Annotated in this window: 23 protein-coding genes and 2 pseudogenes; 10 read left to right on the forward strand and 15 right to left on the reverse strand. The window is 73.2% G+C overall.

Features of this window, described 5'->3' with window-relative positions; genetic code table 11:
• Nucleotides 1–269: 269 nt before the first annotated feature.
• Both D6270_RS15415 and D6270_RS15420 read right to left on the reverse strand, forming a co-directional pair.
• Entirely contained in the window at nt 270–1,037 is a 768-nt protein-coding gene (locus D6270_RS15415) for a DUF1838 family protein (RefSeq protein WP_109164892.1), read from the reverse strand.
• The gene (locus tag D6270_RS15420) at nt 1,034–1,564 is read right to left on the reverse strand and encodes an SgcJ/EcaC family oxidoreductase (protein WP_225976867.1); all 531 of its coding nucleotides are present in this window, start codon (nt 1,562–1,564) and stop codon (nt 1,034–1,036) included. The genes D6270_RS15415 and D6270_RS15420 overlap by 4 nt, the downstream gene beginning before the upstream one ends.
• Between D6270_RS15420 and D6270_RS33085 the strand changes: the two are divergent.
• Nucleotides 1,538–1,911: pseudogene (locus D6270_RS33085) on the forward strand (hypothetical protein); the annotation flags it as partial. The gene D6270_RS15420 and the pseudogene D6270_RS33085 sit on opposite strands and share 27 nt — an antisense overlap.
• Nucleotides 1,912–2,005: 94 nt before the next feature.
• Here D6270_RS33085 and D6270_RS15430 read toward each other — a convergent pair.
• The 3 genes from D6270_RS15430 to D6270_RS15440 form a co-directional block, all read right to left on the reverse strand.
• On the reverse strand, nt 2,006–2,665 hold the full coding sequence (locus D6270_RS15430) for a DUF5063 domain-containing protein (RefSeq protein ID WP_109164891.1): 660 nt from the start codon (nt 2,663–2,665) through the stop codon (nt 2,006–2,008).
• 92 nt (nt 2,666–2,757) lie between these two features.
• The gene (gene recR, locus D6270_RS15435; protein WP_109164890.1) at nt 2,758–3,357 is read right to left on the reverse strand and encodes a recombination mediator RecR; all 600 of its coding nucleotides are present in this window, start codon (nt 3,355–3,357) and stop codon (nt 2,758–2,760) included.
• Between the two features lie 88 nt (nt 3,358–3,445).
• Nucleotides 3,446–3,790, reverse strand: a complete 345-nt coding sequence (locus D6270_RS15440; RefSeq protein WP_109167427.1) for a YbaB/EbfC family nucleoid-associated protein — start codon at nt 3,788–3,790, stop codon at nt 3,446–3,448.
• 318 nt (nt 3,791–4,108) lie between these two features.
• On the opposite strand from D6270_RS15440, the gene D6270_RS15445 reads away from it, so the two are divergent.
• Entirely contained in the window at nt 4,109–5,056 is a 948-nt protein-coding gene (locus D6270_RS15445; RefSeq protein WP_225976868.1) for an SLATT domain-containing protein, read from the forward strand.
• Between the two features lie 429 nt (nt 5,057–5,485).
• Here the strand turns inward: D6270_RS15445 and D6270_RS15450 are convergent, their stop codons facing one another.
• The 3 genes from D6270_RS15450 to D6270_RS15460 form a co-directional block, all read right to left on the reverse strand.
• Nucleotides 5,486–6,136 (reverse strand): putative DNA-mimic protein, encoded by a 651-nt coding sequence (locus D6270_RS15450; protein ID WP_109164889.1) that lies wholly within the window; start codon nt 6,134–6,136, stop codon nt 5,486–5,488.
• A gap of 81 nt (nt 6,137–6,217) precedes the next feature.
• A complete protein-coding gene (locus D6270_RS15455) occupies nt 6,218–6,919 on the reverse strand; it encodes a GntR family transcriptional regulator (RefSeq protein WP_109164888.1) in 702 nt (233 codons plus the stop codon).
• A 160-nt stretch (nt 6,920–7,079) separates the two neighbouring features.
• Nucleotides 7,080–8,453, reverse strand: a complete 1,374-nt coding sequence (locus D6270_RS15460) for an aspartate aminotransferase family protein (protein ID WP_109164887.1) — start codon at nt 8,451–8,453, stop codon at nt 7,080–7,082.
• 514 nt (nt 8,454–8,967) lie between these two features.
• Here D6270_RS15460 and D6270_RS15465 point away from each other — a divergent pair.
• Complete coding sequence (locus tag D6270_RS15465) at nt 8,968–10,755, forward strand: serine/threonine-protein kinase (protein WP_109164886.1); 1,788 nt, start codon at nt 8,968–8,970, stop codon at nt 10,753–10,755.
• Here D6270_RS15465 and D6270_RS15470 read toward each other — a convergent pair.
• The 4 genes from D6270_RS15470 to D6270_RS15485 all read right to left on the reverse strand — a co-directional run bounded on the left by D6270_RS15470 (nt 10,737) and on the right by D6270_RS15485 (nt 13,687).
• Complete coding sequence (locus D6270_RS15470) at nt 10,737–11,990, reverse strand: MFS transporter (protein WP_109164885.1); 1,254 nt, start codon at nt 11,988–11,990, stop codon at nt 10,737–10,739. The genes D6270_RS15465 and D6270_RS15470 overlap by 19 nt on opposite strands.
• Before the next feature lie 91 nt (nt 11,991–12,081).
• Nucleotides 12,082–12,552: a DUF2269 family protein gene (locus D6270_RS15475; protein ID WP_109164884.1), complete on the reverse strand. Its 471-nt coding sequence runs from the start codon at nt 12,550–12,552 to the stop codon at nt 12,082–12,084.
• Nucleotides 12,549–12,896 carry a hypothetical protein gene (locus D6270_RS15480; protein ID WP_109164883.1) on the reverse strand — a complete coding sequence of 116 codons (348 nt, stop codon included), beginning with the start codon at nt 12,894–12,896 and terminating at the stop codon, nt 12,549–12,551. The genes D6270_RS15475 and D6270_RS15480 overlap by 4 nt, the downstream gene beginning before the upstream one ends.
• A 74-nt stretch (nt 12,897–12,970) precedes the next feature.
• Entirely contained in the window at nt 12,971–13,687 is a 717-nt protein-coding gene (locus D6270_RS15485) for a DJ-1/PfpI family protein (RefSeq protein ID WP_109164882.1), read from the reverse strand.
• Between the two features lie 223 nt (nt 13,688–13,910).
• Between D6270_RS15485 and D6270_RS15490 the strand changes: the two genes are divergently transcribed.
• Nucleotides 13,911–14,849: a GlxA family transcriptional regulator gene (locus D6270_RS15490; protein ID WP_109164881.1), complete on the forward strand. Its 939-nt coding sequence runs from the start codon at nt 13,911–13,913 to the stop codon at nt 14,847–14,849.
• Nucleotides 14,850–15,082: 233 nt separating this feature from the next.
• A complete protein-coding gene (locus D6270_RS15495; protein WP_109164880.1) occupies nt 15,083–15,625 on the forward strand; it encodes a TetR/AcrR family transcriptional regulator in 543 nt (180 codons plus the stop codon).
• A gap of 210 nt (nt 15,626–15,835) precedes the next feature.
• Here D6270_RS15495 and D6270_RS15500 read toward each other — a convergent pair whose 3' ends face one another.
• Nucleotides 15,836–16,096, reverse strand: coding sequence for a hypothetical protein (locus tag D6270_RS15500; RefSeq protein WP_158650524.1), 261 nt, complete (start codon nt 16,094–16,096; stop codon nt 15,836–15,838).
• 59 nt (nt 16,097–16,155) lie between these two features.
• A pseudogene (locus D6270_RS15505) lies at nt 16,156–17,729 on the reverse strand (helix-turn-helix domain-containing protein).
• Between the two features lie 288 nt (nt 17,730–18,017).
• Between D6270_RS15505 and dnaN the strand changes: the two are divergent.
• Nucleotides 18,018–19,136, forward strand: a complete 1,119-nt coding sequence (dnaN, locus tag D6270_RS15510; RefSeq protein WP_109164877.1) for a DNA polymerase III subunit beta — start codon at nt 18,018–18,020, stop codon at nt 19,134–19,136.
• A 130-nt stretch (nt 19,137–19,266) separates the two neighbouring features.
• On the opposite strand, the gene D6270_RS15515 is transcribed toward dnaN, so the two are convergent.
• Complete coding sequence (locus tag D6270_RS15515) at nt 19,267–20,154, reverse strand: glycoside hydrolase family 19 protein (RefSeq protein WP_109164876.1); 888 nt, start codon at nt 20,152–20,154, stop codon at nt 19,267–19,269.
• 441 nt (nt 20,155–20,595) lie between these two features.
• Between D6270_RS15515 and D6270_RS15520 the strand changes: the two genes are divergently transcribed.
• From D6270_RS15520 to D6270_RS15535, 4 genes are all read left to right on the forward strand, one after another.
• On the forward strand, nt 20,596–20,883 hold the full coding sequence (locus D6270_RS15520) for a hypothetical protein (protein ID WP_109164875.1): 288 nt from the start codon (nt 20,596–20,598) through the stop codon (nt 20,881–20,883).
• Nucleotides 20,876–21,937 (forward strand): polyprenyl synthetase family protein, encoded by a 1,062-nt coding sequence (locus D6270_RS15525; RefSeq protein WP_109164874.1) that lies wholly within the window; start codon nt 20,876–20,878, stop codon nt 21,935–21,937. Before D6270_RS15520 ends, D6270_RS15525 begins: the two co-directional genes overlap by 8 nt.
• Nucleotides 21,938–21,981: 44 nt before the next feature.
• Complete coding sequence (locus D6270_RS15530; protein WP_109164873.1) at nt 21,982–23,163, forward strand: oxygenase MpaB family protein; 1,182 nt, start codon at nt 21,982–21,984, stop codon at nt 23,161–23,163.
• Nucleotides 23,164–23,328: 165 nt separating this feature from the next.
• Complete coding sequence (locus D6270_RS15535; protein WP_109164872.1) at nt 23,329–24,858, forward strand: substrate-binding domain-containing protein; 1,530 nt, start codon at nt 23,329–23,331, stop codon at nt 24,856–24,858.
• Nucleotides 24,859–24,888 lie beyond the last annotated feature (30 nt).

A 24,888-nucleotide genomic window follows, 5' to 3' on the forward strand; every position in this document is an offset into this window, starting at 1 on the left:
TTTAACGAGCAGTCCGGAATCGACCCGTCCTTACCAGATGGTGAGATGTCCCGCTCACAACCCGATACGGCGTGTCGACCCGAACTGCTCGTACGAGGCTGCTGCCCATCCCGGAGGACCGCACTCCCTTTTGTGTCCCAGCCCACACCCTCGGGGCGGAATGCGCGAGCCGGGGGGCACCGGCCGGGGGACGCCCCCTGACGGCACGGGACAGGACCTGTCGGCTCACGGCGCAGGGCCTGTCGGCTTATAGCGCAGGGCCTGATGACTCACGGCACAGGGTGGAGCTTGCGGAAGTACGTCCAGCTCGTCTCGTTGGGCTCGCTCCACTTCTCCGGGGCGTGGGCGAACTCGGGGTGGTGGTCCGCGATGTACGTGCGGGTCCGCTCCGGGACTTCGTCGTACGAGCCCAGCTTGCGGCCCCGGCAGTGGAAGGTCAGCCCGCCGGGCCGCTGCCCCTGGGCCATCCACGGCAGCCAGGGCGACATCCGCGACCACGACATGGTGGCGGGGACACCGGGCGCCGGTCCGGCCAGGTCGGCGCGGTCGGCGAAGAACTGGAAGAGCTCCAGCGCCTTGTAGGTGTCGCCGGCCGAGTGCTCCGGGTACTGGGCCACCGGCAACGGCGACGGGTAGGCGAGCGGGATCTCCAGGCTGAAGCAGACCTGGCCGCCGAGCTCGGTCGTGGGGACCGGGAAGGGGCGCCACTTCTGGTTGGCCGGGTCGTTCCAGACGTGCACCACCGGCCGGTCCTCCCAGGTCTCCAGGATCTCGCGGCTGGTGGGGTCCAGGTAGAACGCGGCTTCCCGGGTGAGCAGTTGGTACGCGTCCGGCCCGGCATCGGCGTCCTGGACCAGGCGGGCGACGTTGAGCCCCTCGAAGCCGAAGACGCGCCGGTAGGGCTCGTCGGGGGCCCAGGAGTACACGTCTCCCGACCACCAGTACGTGACCTCCTCACCGTCCAGCGAGGCGCGGGTGCGGGCGAGGGAGCGGAGCAGCTCTGCGGGGGTCGGCTGCGCGGGTGGCGTCGTCGTCATACGCACCACTGTGCGCCACCGCCGCCCCGGGGGCCGCCGGTACGGTGCTCCGCGTCGCCTGCACCGTCCGGGGTGACGATGCGGCACACGGCCGGCCTCACCCCGCCGCCAGTGTCTCCGGGTCGGTGACCAAGGTGTTCTGCGCGGCCGCGACGCCGGACGCCGTCGTCCTTCGCCAGGGCGTAGGTCGGGGCGCCGGAGACCGACACGGGGTGGGCGGCGACGAGTTCGGAGGGGTTCTCCTGGCCGCGGAAGACCTCCTCCAGGCACTCCCCTCCGTCGCGGGTGGCCGGGCGCTGGCGGATCTTGACCGCCGCCGCGTCGGGGCGGATGAAGAGGATGAGGTCGACGGTGTACGTCGCGACCACCGGTGACCCCGCCCGCGGCGGGAGCGCCTTGCGGGTGAAGGCGCCGATCTCCGGCAGCCCGGTCAGCCTCTTCCCGTGGGCCGTGGTCCAGATGGCGTCATCGCGGAAGCCGCTGAGGAACGCTTCGGGGTCCGCGTCGCGCTGACCGGACCGGGTCACCAGGGGCGGACGTACCCACTCACCGGGCCGGAACGCATCACCCCGCGGCAGCTGGCCGGCGAGCTGGGGCGGAAGGTGGCCTGCGTCGGGGTCGGGCGGGAGGCGGCGTACGGGTCACCGGCCGCGATGACGGGGGCCGAGGTCGCGGACGGTGTCCTCGACCTCATGGGCGGCGATGTCAACGACGAGTTTCCGGCCGTACGTGACACCACACCGTGGCCCCGATCACCGGCTCGCCCGCCCGCCCGTACCGACGGTGGGCCGAGGAGAACGCCAGGCCTTCCGGTGACCGGTCCCGATGGCCGGGTCTTCCGGTGACCGGTCCCGGCGGTCGGGTCTTCCGGTGACCGGTCCCGGCGGTCGGGTCTTCCGGTGACCGGTCCCGGCGGTCGGGTCTTCCGGTGACCGGCGCCGGCTCGCGAGGGCGGAGCCCCGTACCGGCTACTTCACCGGTCGCAGGCCCAGCGGTCCCGCGATCTCCTGGAGCATCACGCGGCCCGCCTCCTCGGCGAGGTCGTCCTCGCCCGGGTCCTGGTCGGTGTCCAGGCCGTCCAGTTCTTCCAGGGGCTGGCCGAGGCGGATGTGGGCCACCAGGGACTGGAGGGCGCGGAGGGCGGCGGAGGCGGTGGAACCCCAGTTGGAGAAGTAGGAGAACTGCCACCACCACAGCGCCTCGGCCGTGCGGTCCGCCTCGTAGTGGGCGAGGCCGTGGCCGAGGTCGGTGACCAGGTCGGCGAGGTCGTCGGAGATACGGTGCGGGACCGGGGCCTTGCGGGGCTCGTACGGGTCGAAGACCTCGGAGTAGACGTCGATCGGCTCCAGCAGGGCCGCGAACCGCTCGCGCAGGCCGTCCGCGTCCGGCTCGGGGCCGAGGTCCGGCTCGTACCGCTCGTCGGGGAGGACGTCCTCGTACGCGCCGAGGCGGCCGCCGGCCAGCAGGAGCTGCGAGACCTGGAGGAGCAGGACCGGAACAGCCTCTTCCGGCTCCTCGACCTTGGAGACCTCGGTGACCGCGACGATGAACGTCTTGATCTGGTCCGCGATCTGGACGGCGAAGTCGCCCGGGTCCTGCGTGACGGAGTTCAGCGTGGCGTCAGACATCGAGGGGACCTCCCGTGGGCGCGGTCACAGACGGTGAAGCGGACGGGGAAGCAGCCGACAGGGCCCGCGTGTGGGGGCGACGGGAGACGGTGTCAGACATCCAGGAGCCGCCTTCCCTCGAACGCGCGGCCCAGCGTGACCTCGTCGGCGTACTCCAGGTCGCCGCCGACCGGCAGGCCACTGGCCAGCCGGGTCACCCTCAGGCCCATCGGCTTGACCATCCGCGCCAGGTACGTCGCGGTGGCCTCGCCCTCCAGGTTGGGATCGGTCGCCAGGATCAGCTCCGTGATGGAGCCGTCCGCGAGCCGGGCCAGCAGCTCGCGGATGCGCAGGTCGTCCGGGCCGACGCCCTCGATGGGGCTGATCGCGCCGCCCAGGACGTGGTACCGGCCGCGGAACTCCCGCGTCCGCTCGATCGCCACGACGTCCTTGGGCTCCTCGACCACGCAGATGACGCTCCGGTCGCGCCGCGGATCGCGGCAGATCCCGCACTCCTCCTGCTGGGCGACGTTGCCGCACACGGCGCAGAACCGGACCTTGTCCTTGACCTCCAGGAGGGCATGGGCGAGACGGCGTACGTCGGTGGGCTCGGCCTGCAGGACGTGGAAGGCGATCCGTTGCGCGCTCTTGGGACCGACGCCGGGCAGCCTGCCCAGTTCGTCGATGAGGTCCTGAACAACGCCTTCGTACAACGGAACGCCTTTCTTCGCTTCCTGCTCCGTACCGTAGTGGGTACGGGTCGGTACCAGTAGGCCCCCGGGCCTGATCGGACGGGCAGGATCAGAACGGCAGGCCCGGGATGGAGCCGCCGCCGCCCAGGCCCTCGGCCAGCGGGCCGAGCTTCTCCTGCTGGAGCGCCTGCGCGTTCTCGTTGGCCGCCTGGACGGCCGCCACCACGAGGTCGGCGAGCGTCTCGGTGTCCTCCGGGTCCACGGCCTTGGGGTCGATCACCAGGGACCGCAGCTCGCCGGAGCCGGTCACGGTGGCCCTCACGAGGCCTCCGCCCGCCTGTCCGTCGACCTCGGTCCTCGCCAGCTCCTCCTGGGCCGCGGCGAGGTCCTGCTGCATCTTCTGGGCCTGCTGGAGCAACTGCTGCATATTGGGCTGGCCACCACCGGGAATCACGGTCACTCCTGGCATTTCGACGACGAATGTTTCGGTAAGCCGAGCCTACGTGCTCCCCGGTCACCGCGCTCCACCCGCCGGGGGCCAACTCTTTCGGGTGAGTTTCGTCAACCGCCGTGAAGGCTCCTATACCTGACCAGGGGCCCTGCGCAGGCGGGAATCCCGCGTTTTCGACTCCGCGGCCCACCATTCGGCGGTAGGAAGGGCATGCACATCGGTACGCCTGCGCGCATGCGTGGTGACGCAGAGTTACCCGCATCGCCCGTGAGGAAGCCCCGAGCGTCCGTTCCGTCCGTCAGAGTGCGAAGGAGTGCCCCGGTGAGTCAGCCGGAGATGCAGCCCGAGGGGCCGCCCCGCAAGGAGTCCGATGCGGGTTCCGGTGAGATCGGAGTGGAGCGTTCCGCTTCTGGCTCCCATGCCGGTGGAGTCGGTGGACCCGGGGGGAGCAACGGGGGGCGTGGGGTGGGTAGCGGTGGCGCCGCGGGGCGTGACGGGGCGGGGAGCGGCGGGACCGGAGCCGGGTCCGGGGGCAGCGGTGGGGCTCCCCGGGCCGGTGGGGCCTGGGGCGGGTCCGGGGCCGGTGGGCGCGATCTGACCGGGCGGCCCTTTCCCCTCGGGGACTGGGGCGAGCCCGCCGAGCGGCTCGACGAGCTGTACCGCTGGGTCGAGTCCGGCGCCCTCGCGACGGCCGACTGGTATCTGAACGACCGCGTCTGGAAGCGCCGGGGAGCGAGGGCCCTGCGGCTGGGCACCGCCTTCGGGGTCGTCGCGGGGGCCGCGCTGCCGCTGCTGGACCTGACGGGGACGTTGAGCGGGTCGGCGGGGTGGGGGTATCTGTCGCTGCTGCTGGGGGCCGCCTGCATGGCCTGCGACCGTTACTTCGGGCTCACCTCCGGCTGGATAAGGAACCTCGCCACCGCGCAGGCCGTGCAGCGGCGGCTCCAGGTGCTCCAGTTCGACTGGGCGTCGGAGTGCGTACGGGAGATGCTCGGGCCGACCGAGGGGACCGCCAGTGAGGCGGCGGAGCGGTGCCTGGGGGTGCTGCGGCGGTTCTCCGAGGACGTGACGGAGCTGGTGCGGTCGGAGACGGCGGACTGGATGGTGGAGTTCCGGGCGGGGCCCGCGCCCATGGGGACGCAGGCGTTGGTGTCGGGGAGTGCGGGAGGGCGGGCCGAGCCGGGGGGTGTGCCGGGGCGGTTCTCGATGCCGTCCGTTGCCGCTCGGCCGAATATGCCTCGGCAGCGGCCTCCGGAGGCGCCGCGGTAGGTGGGCCTGGGGCGGGTGTCCTCAAGCGCCGGACCGGCTGGGGTTGGTTGCTCCGCCGGCTCGGGAGCCCCCGTCAGGGTTTCGTCCTCAAGCGCCGGACGGGCTGGGAGTGCCCGCCCGGCCCGGGAGCCCCCCGGCGAGGGTTCCGTCCTCAAACGCCGGACGGGCTGGGAGTGGCGCGGCCTGGTCTGGGAGTGGCCCGGCCCGGGCTGGAAGTGCCGCGGGCGGGCGGGAAATGGTGCCGGACGGGTGGAACGCGAGCGGGCAGGAAGCGCCGCAGACGGACGCAAGTGGCGCGGGTCGGGCAGGGAGTGGCCCGGCCTGGGCTAGGAGTGGCGCGGCCTGGGGCTAGGAGTCGCCCGGCCTGGGCAGGGAGTGGCGCGGCACGGGCTGGAAGTGGGCGTGGGCGGGCTGGGTTCTCGGGGGGGGTCAGCTGAAGATGATCATGGAGCCTTGGGCCAGGGAGCGGGTCGCTGCCGCGTGGAGGCCCAGCCAGACGTGGCGTTCCCTGGCGAAGGGGCCGTCGTCGTACGGGACCGGGGTCGCCGGTTCCTCCAGGGTCGTGGGGCCCGGGGGCGGCTGCGGGGCGGCCGGGGGGTTGGCCGGGTCGATACCGATGGCCGGGGCCACGTACTCCAGCTCGCGCAGCAGGCCGTGCGAGGAGCCCAGCGGGCCGCCGCCCTCCAGCAGGGCGTCGTTGGAGAGCGGGTGCGGGAAGTCCACCGGGACGTACGCCCCGGCGTGGTCGTAGTGCCAGACCAGGTGCGACTGCTGCGCGGTCTGCTCGAACATCTCCAGCAGCTGCTCGTAGTCGCCGCCGAGGCCCTCGACCGGGGTGACCGCCAGACCGCTCAGCTGGAGCAGGTAGGCGCGGCGCAGGAAGTGCAGGGCGTCGTAGTCGAAGCCCGCCACCGGGGCGACGTCTCCGTTGAGGCCCGGCATGTAGGCGAAGACGGGGACGGGCGGCAGGCCCGCGTCGTTCAGCGCCCGGTCGTAGACGGCGATCTCTTCGGCGAACGGATTGTCGGGGCTGTGGCACAGCACATCGACGAGGGGGACCAGCCACAGGTCACAGGCCACGAAGTCTCGCTCTCCAACGGGGTTCGGCGATCGTCGGAACAGCGTAATGCGAGGCGAACCCCGCGCACAGTGCGTGGGTTCCTACTCTTGCGGGCGCCCCCGGGTCTCCCCCGCCTCCTGCGCCTCCAGGTGGTCCGCCCAAGACAGCGCGTGGGCGTAGTACGACTGCATCACCGTGAGCACCCCGTCCCGGTCGCCGGCCCCGATGGCCTCGACCAGCTCCTCGTGGCCGAACCACAGCACATGCTCGTCCGCGTGCTCGCCGCGCAGCCGGTGGACGGCGAACACCCAGGCCTGGACGCGGAGTTTGGCGAGGAAGGCGGTGATGTACGGGTTGGCGACGAAGGCCCCGAGCTCCCGCCAGAAGCGGAGGTCGTACCCGATCAGTACGTCGAGATCGCCGCCCTTCGCCGCGCGGACGGCCTCCGAGGCCCGGCGCCGGATCGGGGCGAGTGCCTCGGGCCGGACGGCCACCTGGTCGGCGGAGCCGCGGAAGATGCCCTCGACGACGAGGGAGCGGGCCTCGACCATCGCCCGGTAGTCCGAGATCGTGAACTCGTGGACCTGGAAGCCGCGGTGCTGGTCGGAGGCGAGCAGCCCCTGCGCGGAGAGGTCGAAGAGCGCCTCGCGGACGGGGGTCGCGGAGACTCCGTACTGTTCCGCGATCTGCTTGACGGTGAATTCCCGGCCCGGACGCAGCCGCCCGGCCAGCACTTCGTCGCGCAGCGCGTCGGCGATCTGCTGGCGCAGCGTACTGCGGGTCACGCCTCCGCTCGGACCCATGGACGACCCTTCCCGTTCGTCAGCCGTATGTCAGCGGCCGTATTCAGCCGTGGTCCGGCTTCAGCCGTCTTTCGGCTCGGGTCACCTTAAGCCAGGGGCCCGCCGTGCCCGATTTCGGGCACGGCGGGGGCGGGAGGAGTGCGCGAGAGTGTCCGTTCGCTTACACCGTGTGCTCGTCGGCCACCGCGAGCGCGATGTCCAGCGCCGCGAGACCTTCCTCGGCCTCGGCCTCCGTGACGTTGCACGCGGGGACGGCGTGGGTGCGGTTCATGTTGATGAACGGCCACAGACCCTGCTTCTTCGCCGCCGCCCCGAAGGCAGCCATCGGGGCGTTCGCCTCGCCGGAGGCGTTGTACGGGACGAGGGGCTCGCGGGTCTCCCGGTTGCGGACCAGGTCCAGCGCCCAGAACGCGCCGAGGCCGCGCACCTCGCCGACGGAGGGGTGGCGCTCGGCGAGTTCGCGCAGGCCGGGGCCGAGGACGGTCTCGCCGATCCGGGCCGCGTTCTCGATGACCTTCTCGTCCTCCATCACACCGATGGTGGCGACGGCGGCCGCGCAGGCGAGCGGGTGGCCGGAGTAGGTGAGGCCGCCGGGGTAGGGGCGGGTCTCGAAGGTCGCGGCGATCTCCGCGCTGATGGCGACACCGCCGAGCGGTACGTAACCGGAGTTGACGCCCTTGGCGAAGGTCAGCAGGTCCGGTACGACGTCGAAGTGGTCGGCGGCGAACCAGGCGCCGGTGCGGCCGAAGCCGGCCATGACCTCGTCGAGGACGAAGACGATCCCGTACCGGTCGCAGATCTCGCGGACGCCCGCGAGGTAGCCCGGCGGCGGGGTCATGATGCCGGCCGTGCCCGGGATGGTCTCCAGGATGATCGCGGCGATGGTGGCCGGGCCCTCGAAGGCGAGGGTGTCCTCCAGGTGCTGGAGCGCGCGGGCGCACTCCTCGGCCTCGGTCTGGGCGTGGAACGGCGAGCGGTAGAGGAACGGCGCCCAGAACCGTACGACGCCCGCCGAGCCGTTGTCGGAGGGCCAGCGGCGGGGGTCGCCGGTGAGGTTGATCGCGGTGGAGGTGGCGCCGTGGTACGAGCGGTAGGCGGAGAGCACCTTCGTACGGCCGGTGTGCAGCCGGGCCATGCGGATGGCGTTCTCGACGGCCTCGGCCCCGCCGTTGGTGAAGAAGATCTTGTCCAGGTCACCGGGGGTGCGCTCGGCGATGAGGCGTGCGGCCTCGGAGCGCGCCTCGATGGCGAACGCGGGCGCGAACGTGGCGAGTCTGCCCGCCTGTTCCTGGATGGCGGCGACCACGGTGGGGTGCTGGTAGCCGATGTTGGTGTAGACGAGTCCGCTGGTGAAGTCGAGGTAGCGGTTGCCGTCGTAGTCCCAGAAGTAGGACCCCTCGGCGCCGGCGACGGCGAGCGGGTCGATGAGGCCCTGGGCGGACCAGGAGTGGAACACGTGCGCGCGGTCCGCGGCCTTCACGGCCGCACCGGCCGCGGGGTCGGCGTACGGGGCATGAGGGGCATGAGGGGTCATGCGGGGAGCGTAGGTGCTGGTGGGGGTTGGTCTCCATGGCCATGTTGTACGGCGTGGGGCGCGGGGGTCGGCAGGGTGTCGGGTCCCGGCGCCTTCCTCGCGCGGAGCGGCTGCACCGTGCGGACCGTGGGGCCGGAGCGGGAGGCGGTCACCCCCCTGGGCGGGCTGCGCATCCAGCCCGGTCTCGCGCCGGCCGAGCCGCGGCCCGGGGAGAGCGCGCTGCTCGTGCTCCCCGGGGGCGGGGCGCGAGGCGGTGTCCCGGACAGACCCGCCCCACGCGAAGTCGCCGCACGGCCGGTGGGGGTGCTGGGCGCCCGCTCGAGGCCGCCCGGCGACGGAGGGCGGAAGCGGCGAGCACGGGTCGGGTGCGCGGGCATGAGCGGCGCCCCCCAGGAGCCAGGCGGGGAGAGTGCGCCCCCCACCACCACAACGGTTCCGTCCTCGAACGCCGGACCGGCTGGAAAGGCGCGGCGGCGGGGCTATTCTCGTGCGGGCCGCAGGGGAGGAAGCGCACATGGACAAGCTCGGGCCCGACGACCCGCACCGCATAGGCGCGTACCGACTCCGCGCCCGCCTGGGAGAAGGCGGCATGGGCCAGGTCTTCCTCGCCCGCTCCGACCGAGGCCGCACCGTCGCCCTCAAGCTCGTCCGCCGCGAGCTCGCCGAGCAGCCCGAGTTCCGCGCCCGCTTCCGCCAGGAGGTCCGCGCCGCGCACCAGGTCGGCGGCGCCTGGACCGCCCCGGTCCTGGACTCCGACACCGAGGCCCCGATCCCCTGGGTCGCCACCGGCTACGTCGCCGGCCCCTCCCTCCACCGCATCGTCTCCGGCCGCCCCGGCGCCCCCCTCGCCGACTCGGGCGCGTACGGCCCCCTGCCGATACGTTCCGTCCAGCTCCTCGGCTCCGGGCTCGCCCACGCCCTCCAGCACATCCACCGCGCCGGGCTCATCCACCGCGACCTGAAGCCGTCCAACGTCCTGCTCACCATCGACGGCCCCCGGGTCATCGACTTCGGCATCGCCCGCGCCCTGGAGTCCCTGGCCGACGGCGACCTGACCCGCACGGGCGCGATGATCGGCTCGCCCGGGTTCATGGCCCCGGAGCAGGTGCGCGGCGAGCGTGTGACGACGGCGTGCGATGTGTTCTGCCTGGGCTCCGTGCTCGCGTACGCGGCGACCGGCCGCCTCCCGTTCGGCGCGGCCGAGAGCGGCGGGGTGCACGCCCTGATGTTCCGGATCACCCAGGAGGACCCGGACCTGACCGACGTCCCGGCGGAGCTGGCCGGGGTCGTCCGGGACTGCCTGGCGAAGGACCCGGCCGCGCGGCCCTCCACCGACGAGCTCCTGGACCGGCTGGGCGAGGCGCGGGCGGACGAGCCCTGGCTCCCCGCCACCCTCATCGCCCAACTGGGGCGCCACGCGGTGGGGTTGCTGGACGCGGAGGACCCGGAAGGCCCGGAGACCCCGGAGGGACAGCCACAGACCCCGCAGCGGCCGACCACCCCGTCCCGCCCGGCCCACCCCCAGCACCCCGACACCCCCGTCCACGCCCTGCCCACCCAGGCCGCCCCCGCGACTCCCGCGCCGGGCCCGGCCCCGACCCCACCCCCGTACGCCCAACAGCCCCCGCACCCGTACACCCAACAGACCCAGCAACAGAACCACCCCCACCCCTCCTACAGCCGGGCTCACCACCAGGGCTACGCCCCCCACACCGGCCCCACCTACAACACCCCCCTCCCACCGGCCTACTTCACGCCGGCCCCGGCCCCCGCCCCCGCGCGCCGTTCCGCCGGGGCGACCATCGCGCTCGTCGCCGTCGCGCTCGTCGTGGCGATAGGCGCGGGCGGTTCCGTGTACGCGTTCATGAACAACAAGGGCGGCGACACCCCCACCCCCGGCCCGTCCTCCTCCGCCTCGGGGGACCCGGCGGGGACCGACGAGGGCGGCGTACCGGATGACTACCTCGGCACCTGGACCGCCTCCATCCCCGGCGACCGGGGCGCGTCCAGCCGGAAGCTGACCATCCGCCAGGGCGACGTCGGCGACCAGGTCCTCTCCCTCACCGCCGAAGGCCCCCTCGCCCTGGGCGCGACGTACCACTGCGAGTTCACCGCACCCCTGGCCACCCGCCCCGACGACGGCGGGCCCGTCCTCATCGGCCCCTCCACCGTCTCCGCGGGCCGCCCGGCCGCCTCCTGCTCCCCCGGCAAGGCCACCCGGCTGACCCTCCTCCCGGACGGCACCCTGCGCCGGTCGACGACCGGATCGGGCGAGAGCCTGATCTACACCAGGTCGGAGTGAGGCGCGGGCACTTCGGCCACCGGTGAGGCCGTCCGCCGCCGCAGCGCCCCCGTGATCAGCGCCGCGCCCCCGAGCAGCACCAGCACCACGATCATCGCCGCTCGCAGCCCCACGCGGTCGGCCAGGAAGCCCAGCGAGGGCGGGCCGACCAGGAACGCCGCGTACCCGGCCGTCGAGACCGCCGCGACCCGGGCCGAAGCCTCCCGCTCCCCCTTCCCCTCGCCCGCCGCCGAGACCGTGACCGGGAAGCCCAGCGAGGCGCCGAGCCCCCACAGCACGACCGCCGCCCCGGCGAGCAGCGCGCTGGAGGAGAACACCACCAGCGCCACACCCGCCGCCGCCACGAGCGCGCTGGCCCGCACCACGGCCGCAGGCCCGTACCGCACCAGCAGTGGCCCGCCCGCGAACCGGCCCGTCGTCATCGCGACGGCGAACAGCATGAACGTCAGCGAACCGGCCGTCGCGCTCGTCCCGTGGCCGTCCACCATCAGCAGCGGCAGCCAGTCGTTGGCCGACCCCTCCGCGAACGCCATGGCCAGCACGATCAGCCCGATCAGCACCAGCCGCCGGTCCCGCCAGACCTCCACCTGCGCGCGCCACCCACCGCCCCCGGCCCGCTCGCCCACCGCCGTGTCCGCCGCCTCGCGGCCTGTGCCCGCCGGAACCGCCCGTACGGTCCACACCCCGGCCGCCGTGACCGCCGCGGCCACCGCCGCGAGGTGCCAGCCGACCGGGAAACCCACCGCCGTCAGCCCCATCCCGAGCAGCGCGCCCACCACCGTCCCGAGGCTGAAGCAGCCGTGCAGCACCGGCAGGACCGGGCGGCCCACGGTCCGCTCCACGGCGGCGCCCTCGATGTTGAACGCCACCTCCGCAAGCCCCATCCCGGCCCCGAACAGGGCCAGTCCGCCGAAGACCCCGCCGGAGACCTCCAGCGCCGCGCCCCCGGCGACCACCAGCAGCCCGGCGACGAGCAGCGCCGCGCCGAGCGTGATCACCGCGCGTCCGCCGTGCTTGCGCACGAGGCCGCCGGAGACCAGCACGCCCGCCATCGAACCGATCGAGAGCCCGAACAGCACCAGGCCCATCGACCCCGTGGACACGTCCAGCGCGTCACGTACGGCGGGGGTCCTGGCCACCCAGGAGGCCATGCTCACCCCGGTGGCGAGCATGAAGAGGAAGAGCGCGGCGCGCCAGCGGCGGGTGCGGGCGTCGATGACCGGCGTGGCCTTCATGAGCAGGGTGCCTCGGCAGACGGGGAGGGGGCGGACGGGACGTGGAGCGTACGATCGTACGCCTAAAGCGTACGTTCGTACACACCCCGTCTCACGCTCCCGTCGTGGAGCCGGGCCGGATGATCATCAGGACCGTGACCGTGGCCCACAGCAGGTTGAACACACCGGTGAGCATGGCCAGTCGGCCGGCGACCCGGTGCACGGAGACGTCCGCCTCCGGGGGGCTCGCCGCGGTGAGCGCGCGGTCCTGGGCCGGGAGGATCAGCAGGGCCAGTACGGCGGCGGCCGCGGCGGTCAGGACGATCGAGACGACCAGCCAGGCGCTGCCGAGCACGCCGAGGCTGCTCGCCGTGGCGAACCCGAAGACCGGTACGGCGGTCCCGACGACCGCGTAGACCCGGCAGATCCGGTGCAGCAGCCGCAGGGCCGCGTACGCCTCCCGGTCCTCCGGCGCCGCATGGGCGCGGCGGAGGGCCTTGGGGAACATGCTGGCGGCGACGGTCACCGGGCCGATGGCCAGAACGGCGGCGATGACGTGCAGGGAGAGGAAGAACTTCGTCACGAGCGGGGCCCCGGAACCGTCTCCGCCGCCCGGTCGGTACGCCGTACGCCGCTGACCCGCGAGGCCGGGAGCCGCCCGGCCCGGGAGGTGCCCGCGAGGGTGTCGCCGGTGACCGTGACGTCGAAGGCGAGGTTCAGGCGCATCGGCCGGGTGACCGCCTGCTTCCAGGTGAGCCGGTCGCCGGTGAGGATGAGGCCGTCGAGGGGGACCTCCTCGCCCGCGCCCCGGGCCGAACCGGTCAACGAGCCCTCGTTGTCGTGGAGTTCGACGACCGCCGCGATCCTGCCGATGGGGGTGGAGATGGAGAGGTCCCAGATCCCTGTGACGGGTCCTGTGGTGGTCATGCGGGTGCTTCTTCCTTCGTTACGGGGGTGGGTGGGGCGGGCCCGCGAACCGGAGGGGGTCCGGGGCCCGGGGTTCAGAGCGCGGCCGGTACCGGGCCCTGGGCGCGCCAGACCGTGCCGCGCCGCTCGTGGGCGAACAACTCCTCGATGGCGTGGGCGATCCGCGGACCGGCCTCGCGCTCCAGGAGGTGAAGGGCCAGGTCGAGTCCGGAGGTGACCCCAGCCCCGGTGACGAGGTCGCCGTCGTCGACGACCCGGGCGCGGACGGCGTGGGCGCCGGTGGCGTCGAGGAGGTCGATCCCCAGGTGGTGCGTGGTGGCGTGGCGGCCCTCCAGCAGCCCGGCCAGGGCCAGGACCAGCGAGCCGCCGCACACCGTCGCGACCGTCACGGAGGGGTCGTCCATGGCGGCACGCAGGAGGGCGGGCAGGTCGGTGGCCAGGGTGCGGCCGAGGAGGACGGGGACGGGCTGGTCGATCACCTCGCCGGGTGCCGCGGCGGCCACCCCGCCGTACGTCGGCGCCTCACCGGACACCTCCCCGTCCTCCGGCTCACCCACCCGCCCCGAAGCGCCCGGCACCAGCACCAGATCCGCCCGCTCCGGGTCGAGGGCCGCCGTGGCGCGCAGGGTCAGGCCGCCGGCGCCGCTGACCACCTCACGGGCGCCCTCGGCGGAGACCAGCTTCACGGTCACCGCGCCACCGGAGGCCGTGCCCCCGGCGTGCAGCACTTCGAAGGGCGCGACCACGTCGAGGGGGTCGAAGCCGTCGAACAGGACGATCTGGGCATGCATGGCGGGGCTCCTACGAGGGCGGTGGTCCCGGTCGCAGCAACCGGGCACGGCTCCGACGCTATGCGGCTGCCGGGCCTCCTCCCAGCGGCAGGAGTGCCAGCTTTCAACGGAATATCGCCAGGGCTCACAGCGGCCCCATCGTCGCTGATCAGAGGCCTGCCCACAGGCAGACCGCACCCTCCACCCCTACAGAAACCGCTCGCCGGGGAGGTATCTTCTCGCCATGCACACCGTCGCCGTCCTCGCGCTGGACCAGGTGATCCCGTTCGACCTGTCCACCCCGATCGAGGTCTTCACCCGCACCCGTCTCCCGGACGGCCGGCCCGGCTACCAGATCCGTGTCTGCGCCGAGCGGCCGGAGGTCGACGCGGGAGCCTTCACCCTGCGGGCGCCCTGGGGACTCGACGGGCTCACCGGCGCTGACACGATCATCGTGCCGGGCACCGCCACCCCCACGGCCCCGCTCTCCCCCGCCGTCCGCGACGCGCTGCTGGCCGCCGCCCGGGCCGGGACGCGGATCGCCTCCATCTGCTCGGGCACCTTCCCGCTGGCCGCCACCGGCCTCCTGGACGGGCTGCGCGCCACCACCCACTGGCTGGCGGCCGACCTGCTGGCCGCCGCCCACCCGGAGATCGAGGTGGACCCGGACGTCCTGTACGTCGACAACGGCAGGCTCCTCACCTCCGCCGGGGCCGCCGCCGGGCTGGACCTGTGCCTGCACATGATCCGGCGCGACTACGGCTCGGCCGTCGCCGCCGACGCGGCCCGGCTGTCGGTGATGCCGCTGGAACGGGAGGGCGGCCAGGCGCAGTTCATCGTCCACGACTACGCGCCCGCCCCGCAGGGCCACGCCCTGGAACCCCTCCTGGCCTGGCTCCAGGAGAACCTGGCCACCGAGCTGACCCTCGCCGACATCGCGGCCCGCGCCGGGATGAGCACGCGGACCCTGATGCGCCGCTTCCGCGAACAGACGGGCACCACCCCGCTCCAGTGGCTGCACCGCGCCCGCATCCGCCAGGCCCAGCACCTGCTGGAGACCACGGACCACTCCGTCGAACGGATCGGCTCCCAGGTCGGGTTCGGCTCCCCCACCGCCTTCCGCGACCGCTTCCGCCGAACGACCGGCGTCAGCCCGCGCGCGTACCGCCGCACGTTCGCCTGACCCCGACGCGAGGCCGGGGCCGGGGGGCCGAAGGGCCGGGCCCCAGGTGTACCGGACCAGCGGTACGAGGGCTCCGGTTGCGGATTCCCCAGCCGCGTCGGCGTGACCGAGACCGACGGAAAAGTGCAGCTCAACGTGGAACTCAGCGAACTCGTCCACCGACCACGCGCCCGCACCCCGCGCTCTATGCTGCGAGATACGACGCGAGACCAGGCCGAACGAGGAGGCGCCGGGTGGCGACAGGGCGCACCGATCCCGACCGGCGGGACCGCATCATCGACGCGGCACTCGACCTCATCGCCGACGAGGGTGTGGCGGGCATGTCGCACCGGAAGGTGGCCGCCCGTGCCGGGGTTCCGCTCGGGTCGATGACGTACCACTTCACCAGCATGGACGAGCTGCTCCACGAGGCGTTCACCCGGTTCTCCGGCACGATCGTCGCCGTCTTCGAGGACCGCCTCGGTGCCGCCACCACCCCCGACGAGGCCCGCGAGGCCGTCGCCGACCTGGTCCACCACCTCTCCGGCGGCAACCAGCGCGAGCTGATCCTCACTCACGAGCTGTACACCCTCGCCGCCCGCAAGCCCGCCTACCGCGAACTGACCCGCACCTGGATGAGCCGCAGCCGGCGCGCCCTGGAGTGGCACTTCGACCCCGCCACCGCCCGCCAGCTGGACGCGCTCATCGAGGGGCTCTCCATCCACCGGGCCCTGGAGACCGAGCCGCACGACCGCGCGCTGACGGTCGAGGCGATCGCCCGGATCACCACTCTGTGAGCGGACAAGCCACCGAAACGGCCATGGGGTCGATTGCGCTGATCAGGCCCGGAGGACGCGAGCTCAGCGGGACGATGAGACGTCCACGTACGCGTCCGACTCGGAGGCCGTCATGGGCACGCACGGCAAGCCGGCACCGGATCCGTCGCAGGGCAGGCCGCCCGGCAACTCGGACGGGCCGAAGTCCCCGGATCACCAGGCCCGGGCCGGTCACCCACCGTCTCTGAGGAGGTCGTCCAGTTCGTCGGCGCAGTCCGTGCGGTCGCGGGAGAACGCCACGATGCCGCCCTCCCCCTTGCTGCCGCTCCTGGCCGCGCGGATCCGGCCCTCGATCTCCGCGATGTACGCGCGGCACTCGGCCTTGATGTGTCTCTCGGGCCGCACCTCGGGTGCGGCCCGAAGCCAGACGGTCGCGGTCAGGCCGGCCACGCAGAGCACCGCCCATGTGAGGACCCATGCGCGGCGGCTCATCCGTCGTGGATTCGGCACTCCGGCAGCCTACGAGCACGACGGCGGCCGCGACGTCATCTTCACGGAGCAGCCGCCAGCTCCCGCGCCCGCAACGCCAGCCACAGGTCGTAGCGGGCGCTCGGGGGCGGAGGAGCGAGCGCCGCAGCACGGTCTCCAGCCGGGTGAGGCGCTTGCGGGCGCCGGGGACGGAGATCCCCAGCTCGGCCGCTGTCGGGCCGAGGCGGCCCTCGCAGCGCAGCCAGGCCCGCAGGGTCTCCTCGGCCGGTCCGCCGACCGGGGCGGCCAGCGGGGCCAGTTGGCGGGCGGCCCACCCCTGGACGGCGGGGCGGCGCAGGACCTCATCGAGATCGAGGGCCCGTGCCGCCCCGCCGTCGCGCTGTCCGGAGGACGCTGTACGTTCCGTCTCTCCGGGGGCCGTCGTGCAGACCGGGGCGGGGGTGGACCGGATCCGGAGGGCCAGGTCGAGGGCCGACTGGTCGGCCAGCCGGCGGAGGTCCAGGCCGAGCAGTTCGCCGATGAGCCTGAGGCGGGCGGCCAGGGTGTTGCGGTGGACCTTGAGGTGGTCGGTCGCGTGCGACGAGAACGCCAGCCAGGACGCCGCCGTTGCCGCCAGCTCCTGGCTTCCCGGGTCCTGCGCCCGGCGCGGGACATGCGTCAGGAGCGGGGTCAGCAGGCCCTCGGCCCACTGCCGCCCGACGTGCCCGACGACGAGGGCGGGCTCCGGGGCGAGGTCGAACCGGGCGTGCCGGGTGGGGAGTTCACGGGCTACCGCCAGCGCGTGGAACGCCTGGCGGTAGCCGGTGGCTGTGTCGGCGAGCGGCACGCGTTCGCTGACGCCCACCACACAGCCCTCCACCAGGGCGGCAACGGCCTCGTCGGTGGCGGCCCCCTGGTCCGGGCCGTCCTCCGCCGGCATCACGAGGATGAGGTGGCGCGCGTAGACGGGGCACCGCACGATCCAGGACCGCCCGCCGTCCGCACGGGCGCAGACCCGGGCCACCTCGTCGCGCCGGTCCCCGGGGCACTCCACGACACCCACCCGTACGGGGTCGGGGAGCCGGGGCCGGAGCGCTCCGGCCATCTGCTGGGCGATGGGGAGCTGGCCCGTCATCAGCAGGTGCAGCACCGCCTCCCGGCCGCGCGACTCCGCCAGGTCCACCCGGCGCCGCTTGCGCTCCACCGCCTCGGCCTCCCAGCACAGGGAGAGCGGCATCAGCGCATCGGCCAGCAGCGTGGCGAGCCCGGCCGCCACCGGGCGGGGCGTGACGACGGCGAGTACAGGGGCGGCGGCGCGGTCCTCGCCGTGCGGGTCGTACCCGGGCAGCGGGAAGAGAAGGAGGGTGTGCGCCCCCGTGTCGCGGGAGAACGCCAGGGCCCCGCGCTCGGTCAGCGCCTGTACGCCTTCGGCGACGAGAGCGGTCACGTCGGGGATGCCGAACCCGTCGGCCCCGCCCGCGCCACCGGTCGCCGACCCCGTTCCCCCGGACACCGTTCCCGGCCCACCGCCGGACACCGTTCCCGACGCGCTCAGCGACGTACCGTCGGAGGAGGCTATTCCGGCCCAGCCGTCGGCGCGGCCCGCCAGCCAGCGCAGCAGCTCCGCCGACCCGCCGTTCCTCGCCAGCCGCTGCATCCGCAGCAGGTCATCAGCCCGTTGAGGTGTTCGCACATGATCCCCCGATCATCACTGTGCATCACTGTGCGGAGTGTTACCCCCACCCGCGCCCCACTGGGCGCCTTGAACCTCCCCGTGCCCCTACCCGCCGATCTATGGTCCGAACGTGGTGTTCCGGTACCGGTCGCAGCGGCTCACGGGGGTGGTCGCTGCCACCGAGGCCGGGGCATCCCGCCACGGGAGCGTTGTCAGTGGTGGCCTCTAACGTCGTCCGGGTCCGGACGACCTGTGAGAAGAGGCCCCAGCGTGGAGTTCCGCATCGAGTGCAGTGCCCTGACCGAAGCCGTGGCGTGGGCCGCCCGCGTCCTGCCGGTCCGCTCCCCCGTTCCCGTACTGAGCGGGCTGCTGCTGGACACCGAGGGCGGGCGGCTGCGCGTGAGCGGTCTCGACTACGAGGCGTCCGCGCGCATCGACGTGGCGGCCGCCGAGGTGGTGCGCCCGGGGAAGGTGCTCGTGATGGGGCGGCGGCTGCTGGACATCTGCAAGGTGCTGCCCGAGGGCCCGGTGGAGTGCGCTGTGGAGGGGTCCCGGTTCACCGTCTCGGGGGACGGCGCCCGCTTCGGGCTCTCCGTGCTGCCGCTGGACGACTACCCCGCGCTGCCGGCGCTGCCGCAGGTGCGGGGTGCGGTGGAGGCGGACCGGTTCGCGGCGGCGGTCGCCGATGTGGCGGTGGCGGCGGGGCGGGACGACACCCTGCCCACGCTCACCGGAATCCGGCTGGGCCTCGACGGGGAGAGCGGGACGATGACGCTCGCGGCGACCGACCGTTACCGCTTCGCCGTGCGGACCCTCCCGTGGCAGGCGGCGGCGGATGACGAGAGCGCCGATGTCGTCGTCTCCGCCCGCCGGTTGACCGAGATCGCCCGCTCGCTGGGGCGGTCCGGGCTGGTGAGCGTCGCGCTGGACGCCGGTTCGGCGGGGTTCGAGCACGCGGGGATGCGGACCACCGTGCGGCTGCTGGACGGGCGGCTCCCGCGCCACGACAAGCTGTTCGCCTTGGAGAGCCCGGCCGTGGCGGTGGTGGACCGGCCGCGGCTGGTGGAGGCCGTCAAGCGGGTCTCGGTGGTCGCCGACGGGGACGGCCCGGTGCAGATGACGTTCTCGGCCGCCGACAACTCCGTACATCTGCAAGCCGGTTACGAGGACGACGTGGCGTCCCAGCGGCTGCCCGCGACGCTGGACGGCGCCCCGGAGATGACCGTGGCGTTCAACCCGGGGTATCTCGCGGACGCCCTGGCCTCCTTCGAGGAGCCGACGCTGCGGCTGCTGATGATGGGGGCAGGGCAGCGGGCGATGATCACGGGTGGGGAGGGGTCGCAGGCCCACCGGCACCTGCTGATGTCGGTGCGGCCGCCGCTGGTGTAGGCCGGGGCGGGCCGGACTTCCCCGTACGGAGTCCGGCCCCGGGACGCCGAAACGGGGGGTCCGCCCGGCGGTGGCCGGACGCACCCCCCGTACGGGTGGGGATCAGACGATGGGCATCAAGCGGTGGGGATCAGCAGCTCAGGTTCGAGCCGGTGGTGGTGCCGAGGATCTGGGTGAACTGCGTGAACTTGTCGATCCGGCTCTGGACCTGCGCCGGGTTGCCGCCGTTGCACTCGATGGCGCCGTTGATGGAGCGGATCGTCTCACCGAAGCCGGGGCCGTTGACGATGGCGTTGTGCCCCGTGATGGTGCCCGGGCCGGTCTGGGTGTTCCAGTACCAGAGGCCGGTCTTCCAGGCGATGGAGGCGTTCTGCTCGACCAGGTAGGGGTTGTTCAGCAGGTCGATGCCGAGCGCGTCACCGGCGGCCTTGTAGTTGAAGTTCCAGCTGAGCTGGATGGGGCCCTTGCCGTAGTACGCGGACTGGCCGGCCGGGCAGCCGTAGGGCTGGCCGGCGTCGCAGTAGTGGGGGTAGTTGGCCTCGTTGACTTCCTTGATGTACACCAGCCCGCCGGTCTCGTGGCTGACGTTGGCGAGGAAGGCCGCCGCCTCGCGCTTCTTGATCTCGTCGCTGCCGCTGTTGGCGAAGGCGGGGTACGCGCTCAGGGCGTCGGTGAGGCCCTGGTAGGTGTAGAAGGAGTTCCGGTTCGGGAACATCTGGTTGAACTGCGCCTCGCTGACGACGAACCCGTTGCTCTGGCCCGGGCCGTCACCGCCGCCGGTCCCGCAGGCGCCGTTGTCGGCCCAGACGTCGGAGGAGCCGGGCCGCTCGTTCTGGGTCCACCACTTGGCGGTGTAGTTGCGGCCGTTGAGCGAGGCGGTCTGGCCGCCCGTGTAGACGGCGGAGGAGTTCCAGGCGGCGACGCAGGTGGCGGCCTGTGCGGTGGCGGCGGGGAGGACGACGAACGCCGCGACGACAGCGGCGAGCGCGACCAGCAGGCCGAGGGCACGTTTGATCACGTGAACACACTCCTAAGGCGCGGCGCTACGTCCGGCCGTGCGCCGCCGTGGGGGTGCCGACACTCAAGCGATGATGGTCTGGACCTGTCAAGGTCTAGACCATCATCCGTGAATATGCCGCCCACCCCGGAGCGGCCCGCCCCCGCCCGTGACAACGATGCCATCAGCGCCCTCAACTGCCGTGATTGCGGAAGGAGTCGATCCGGATCACGCCGTGAGCAGGGCCTGGACGGGAAGGTAAAAGATTTCGGTGTGTCCACCATGCGGGACACACCCGGGCCGGCCGGTCCGCAGGTTTGAAAGACGCCGATCACTCGTTGGTGAGTTTCCCCGGTACCGGCACACACCCCCGGCAAAACTCGACAGCACGGCACGGACGGACCGACGGACGGCGCCGACCGGGCCCCTGCGGTTCCGGACACACTGCGGCTGGGGGATGGCGTGGAACGAGCGACGGACACCCGCGAGGGCATCGGCGGACCGGGCGGACAGGCGGTGCTGCTGGCGGCGGGCCTCGCGGATCTGGCCGTGACCACGGTGGGCGCCGCCTTCACCTCCGTACGGGGGCTGCTGCGGCGCTCCGACACGGCCGAGCTGGCGGCCGGGGCCGAGCAGGACCTGATCGCGCGCGGCCGCCTCGCACTCGACCGGTACGCCACCACGCCCCCGGCCCACCTGGAGGTGCTGGCCCGCCATGTGATCGCCCAGCGCGACGGCGAACGTGTCTGAGGGGTGGGAGCCCGGCGCCTTCAAGGCCCGGGTGGACCAGGTGCTCCACCGCTTCGCGGCCGGGGAGGCCGGGCAACTCACGGCGATCGACGCCTCCTTGGGCCCGGTGGCGGACGCGGTGGAGACGGCCGTGGCGGAGGGCAAAAGGCTGCGGGCGGCGTTCTGCTACTGGGGCTGGCGAGCGGCCGGGCAGCCCGACAGCGACGCCCTGGTGCGGGCGGCGGCCTCGATGGAGCTCGTGCACGCGGCGGCCGTGGTCCACGACGACCTGATCGACGACAGCCCGCTGCGGCACGGGCGCCCCACCGCCCATCTGGCCCTGCGCGAGGCGGTGCGGGGCCATCCCGAACCCACGTCGGCGGCTCGCTCGTTGGCGATGCTCGCCGGGGACCTGCTGATGTCGATGGCCGGGCAGCTCTTCGTCACCAGCGGTCTGCCCGCCGGCTATCTCGGCCGAGCCCGCCCGCTCTGGGCCTCACTGGCCCGGGAGTTGGTGGCCGGCGAGTGCCTGGAGATCCTGCACACCGGGGCCGCCGTGCCCGATACGGCGACCTCGCTCAAGGTCGTCCGCTACAAGACCGCCAAGTACACCGTGGAACAGCCCCTGTTGATCGGAGCGCTGCTGGGCGGGGCGGGTGGGCCGCTGCGCGCGGGCTGCTCAGCGTACGGGCTGCCGCTGGGCGAGGCGTTCCAGCTGCGGGACGATCTGCTGGGCCTGTTCGGGGACCCCGCGCTCACGGGGAAGGACGGCTCCGACGACGTACGCGGCCATCGGCCGACGGCCCTGCTCGCGGAGACCTGGCGGCTGGCCGGAGAGGAGGACCGGGCCCGCCTGCGCACCCTGCTCGCGCCGGGCACCGATACCCGTACGACCGGCACCGCCGACGCCGTGCGCGACATCATGCGCCGCCTGAAGGCCCCCGACCGGATCGAGTCCATGATCACCGCCCGGGCCGAGGAGGCGCTGCGCACACTCGACGAGCTGGACCTGCCCGCCCCCGCCGTCACCGCGCTCACCGCCCTGGCGCACTCGGCGGCCGTCCGCCGCCACTGACGCCCGGCCCCACCACGCACCCGGCAGAAAGGCAAGGCCCCGCCATGACCTCCGCCCCCGCCTACACCCAGGCCTCGTTGGACGCCCTGCGGCAGAGCGGCGACGAACTCGCCGACGCCACAGTCGCCACCCTCTTCGAACGCGGCGAGGTCGGCACCTTCAACACCCTGATGCGGTACGTCTCCACCGCCGGTGCCCCGCTGCCCGACGGCCTGCCCGACGTGGCCCGGGATTACCTCAACGCCACCGCCGCACCGCCGTCCTGGGTGGACTGGAGCGAGATGGAGAAGGCCCGGCTCTTCTTCATCGACAACAACGTGCACATCTCCACCGCCCTCTCCTTCGCCGCCATGCCCGCCTGTTACGTCGTCCCGCACGTGGCGAAGCTGCTGTCGGCGACGCACGGGCTGAACTACCCGTCCAAACGGATGGCGGAGACCGGCCAGTTCACCGTCCACCTGATGCAGCCCGACGCCTTCGAGGCCGGCAGCCGCTTCATCCCGGCCGCGCAGAAGGTCCGCCTCCTGCACGCCTCCATCCGCCACCACCTGCGGCGCGAGGGCGCCTGGGACACGGAGGGCGCGGGGATGCCGATCTGCCAGGAGGACATGATCGGCGGGCAGATGTTCTTCTCGATGCTGGTGCTGGACAGCCTGCACCGGCTCGGCATCCATATGTCCGAGGAGGGCGCGGACGCCTACTACTACGCATGGCGGGTGGTCGGCGCGATGCTGGGCGTCGACCAGAAGGCCGTACCCAAGTCCCTCGCCGAGGCACGGGAGTTCCTGGACCTCTACATGATCCGGCACATGGGTCCGTCCCCGGAGGGCGCGCTGCTGACCCGGCAGCTCATCGACCTCTACGAGGAGGTCGTCCCCGGCACCTTCTTCGACCCGATCGTCTCCGCCCTCATCCGCCACCTCGTCGGCGACACCTGCGCGGACTGGCTGGAGGTGCCCCGTACGCCCTGGGACACCGTCGCCAAGGCCGTCCCGCACCTGCTCGGCGTCCTGGAGACCATCGAGGACCGCTCCCCCCTCGGCGCCTGGGCCCTGGACCGGATCGGCCACCTCACCACCGTCCTGGAGCTGTCCTCCCTCACCCGGGGGCGCGTCATGCACTACGCGATCCCCGAGCACCTGAAGAAGGAGTACGGCGTCCCGTCCGGGCCCGCCCGCACCGGCCGCTGGAGCCCCCCGGCGGCGACGGTGCCGGGACCCCGGTAGGACCCTTCGCCGCGAGGCCGAGCGAGGAGCCCAACTGCTGCCTGAACAAAGGGAGAACAACGGCCGTCACTCCTCTCCCGCCCCTCCCGCTCCGCCTACGGTGACTCGCACCGACGCGCGGGCACGGGGGCCGGGCGCGCGAGCACGGGGACCGGGGGGGCAGCCGTGGAGTGGTTCAGCGCCGAGAACGTGGTGGCGGTGCTCACCGCCGTACTGGGCGTCCTCGCCTCGATCGGCGTGCTCTGGTACGAGCGCCGGGTGCCCCGCCGCAAACGCGTCGGCTACCGCGTCCAGATGGACACGCCCATCGGCAGCGATGTGAGCCAGGGCCGGGCCAACGTACGCCTCGGTCTCTTCAGCGAGACCCCCGACATGTCGGACGCCACGCTCGTCCTGCTGCGCGTCGAGAACGACGGCTCGCAGTCCATCGTCGACAGCGACTACACCGGGCGCGAACTGCATGGACTGACCGCCGAGTTCACCGGGCGCACGGTACGCGGCATAGCGGTCACCCAGCCCCCCGGCGCCGTGCACCTGATGGAGCACTTCACCCCGGCCGCCGGGGTGCGGCACACCGGCTCGCTGATCCGGCTGCCCCGCGTCCCGCTGAACCGGGGCGAGCACTTCAAACTGCTGGTGCTGCTGACCGGCGGGGACGTCGGCAGCCCGATCCGGATCACCGGCGGCATCCGGGACGGTGAGGTGATGGTCAACCGCGCCGCCCGCCCCGACGACAAACCGCCGCTGTTCGGCCGGGCCGCCCGGCTCATCACCGTGACCCTGACCGTCTGCGTCGTGGTCCTCGCCGCGATCATCCTGGTCCGGGACGACACCCCGCCGCCGCTGGACTGCGCACGCGGCCAACTGCGGGTCACCGGATCGACCGCCTTCGCCCCCGTCGTACGCGAGCTGGCCACGACGTACATGAAGGAGTGCGAGGGCTCCCGCATCGAGGTGGACCCGCACGGCAGCAACTCCGGCATCCGCGAACTCTCGGACGAGGGCGCGCGGTCCGCGAAGGGCGGCTCTCCGGCGCTGGTGGCCCTCTCGGACGGCCCGAAACCGCCGGGCCACCCGGAGCTGCGCGAGACCCGCGTCGCCGTGTCGCTGTTCTCCCTGGTCGTCAACGACCGGGTGCCGGTGCGCGACCTGGCGCTGGCCGACATCCGCCGCATCTACGCGGGCGAGATCCGCAACTGGCGGGAGCTGGGCGGCCCGGACCTGGAGATCCTGCTCGTCAGCCGGGACGCCAACTCCGGCACCCGCGAGGTGTTCCAGCGCCGGGTGCTGGACCGCAACGAGCCCGCCCAGTCCTCCCGCGACTGCGCCACCAAGGACGACCCGCGGGCCCCGGTCGTCCGCTGCGAACTCGACGGCACCGACCAGGTCCTGGCCACCGTCGCCCGGCTGGACGGCGCCCTCGGCTACAGCGAACTGCGCGCCGGCAGCGAGCCGCGCGGCCTGCACCGGATCTCGATCGACGGCGCCCACCCGTCCGTCGACACGATCGGCACCAGCCCCTACCCGTACCGGGAGATCGAGTACGCCTACACCTACGGCCGCCCGCCCGCCGACTCCCTCGCCTCCAGCTTCCTCGGCTATCTGAGCCGGGGGCGCGGCCAGGACGTCATCCACATCCACGGCCACCTGCCGTGCGCGACCCCGAAGGGTCTGCGGGTCTGCGGCGAGGACTGAGCGGAGTGTCGGCCTGCGCCTACGCGGAAG

The sequence above is a fragment of the Streptomyces griseus subsp. griseus genome, from assembly GCF_003610995.1.
In the GTDB taxonomy this organism is placed as follows: domain Bacteria; phylum Actinomycetota; class Actinomycetes; order Streptomycetales; family Streptomycetaceae; genus Streptomyces.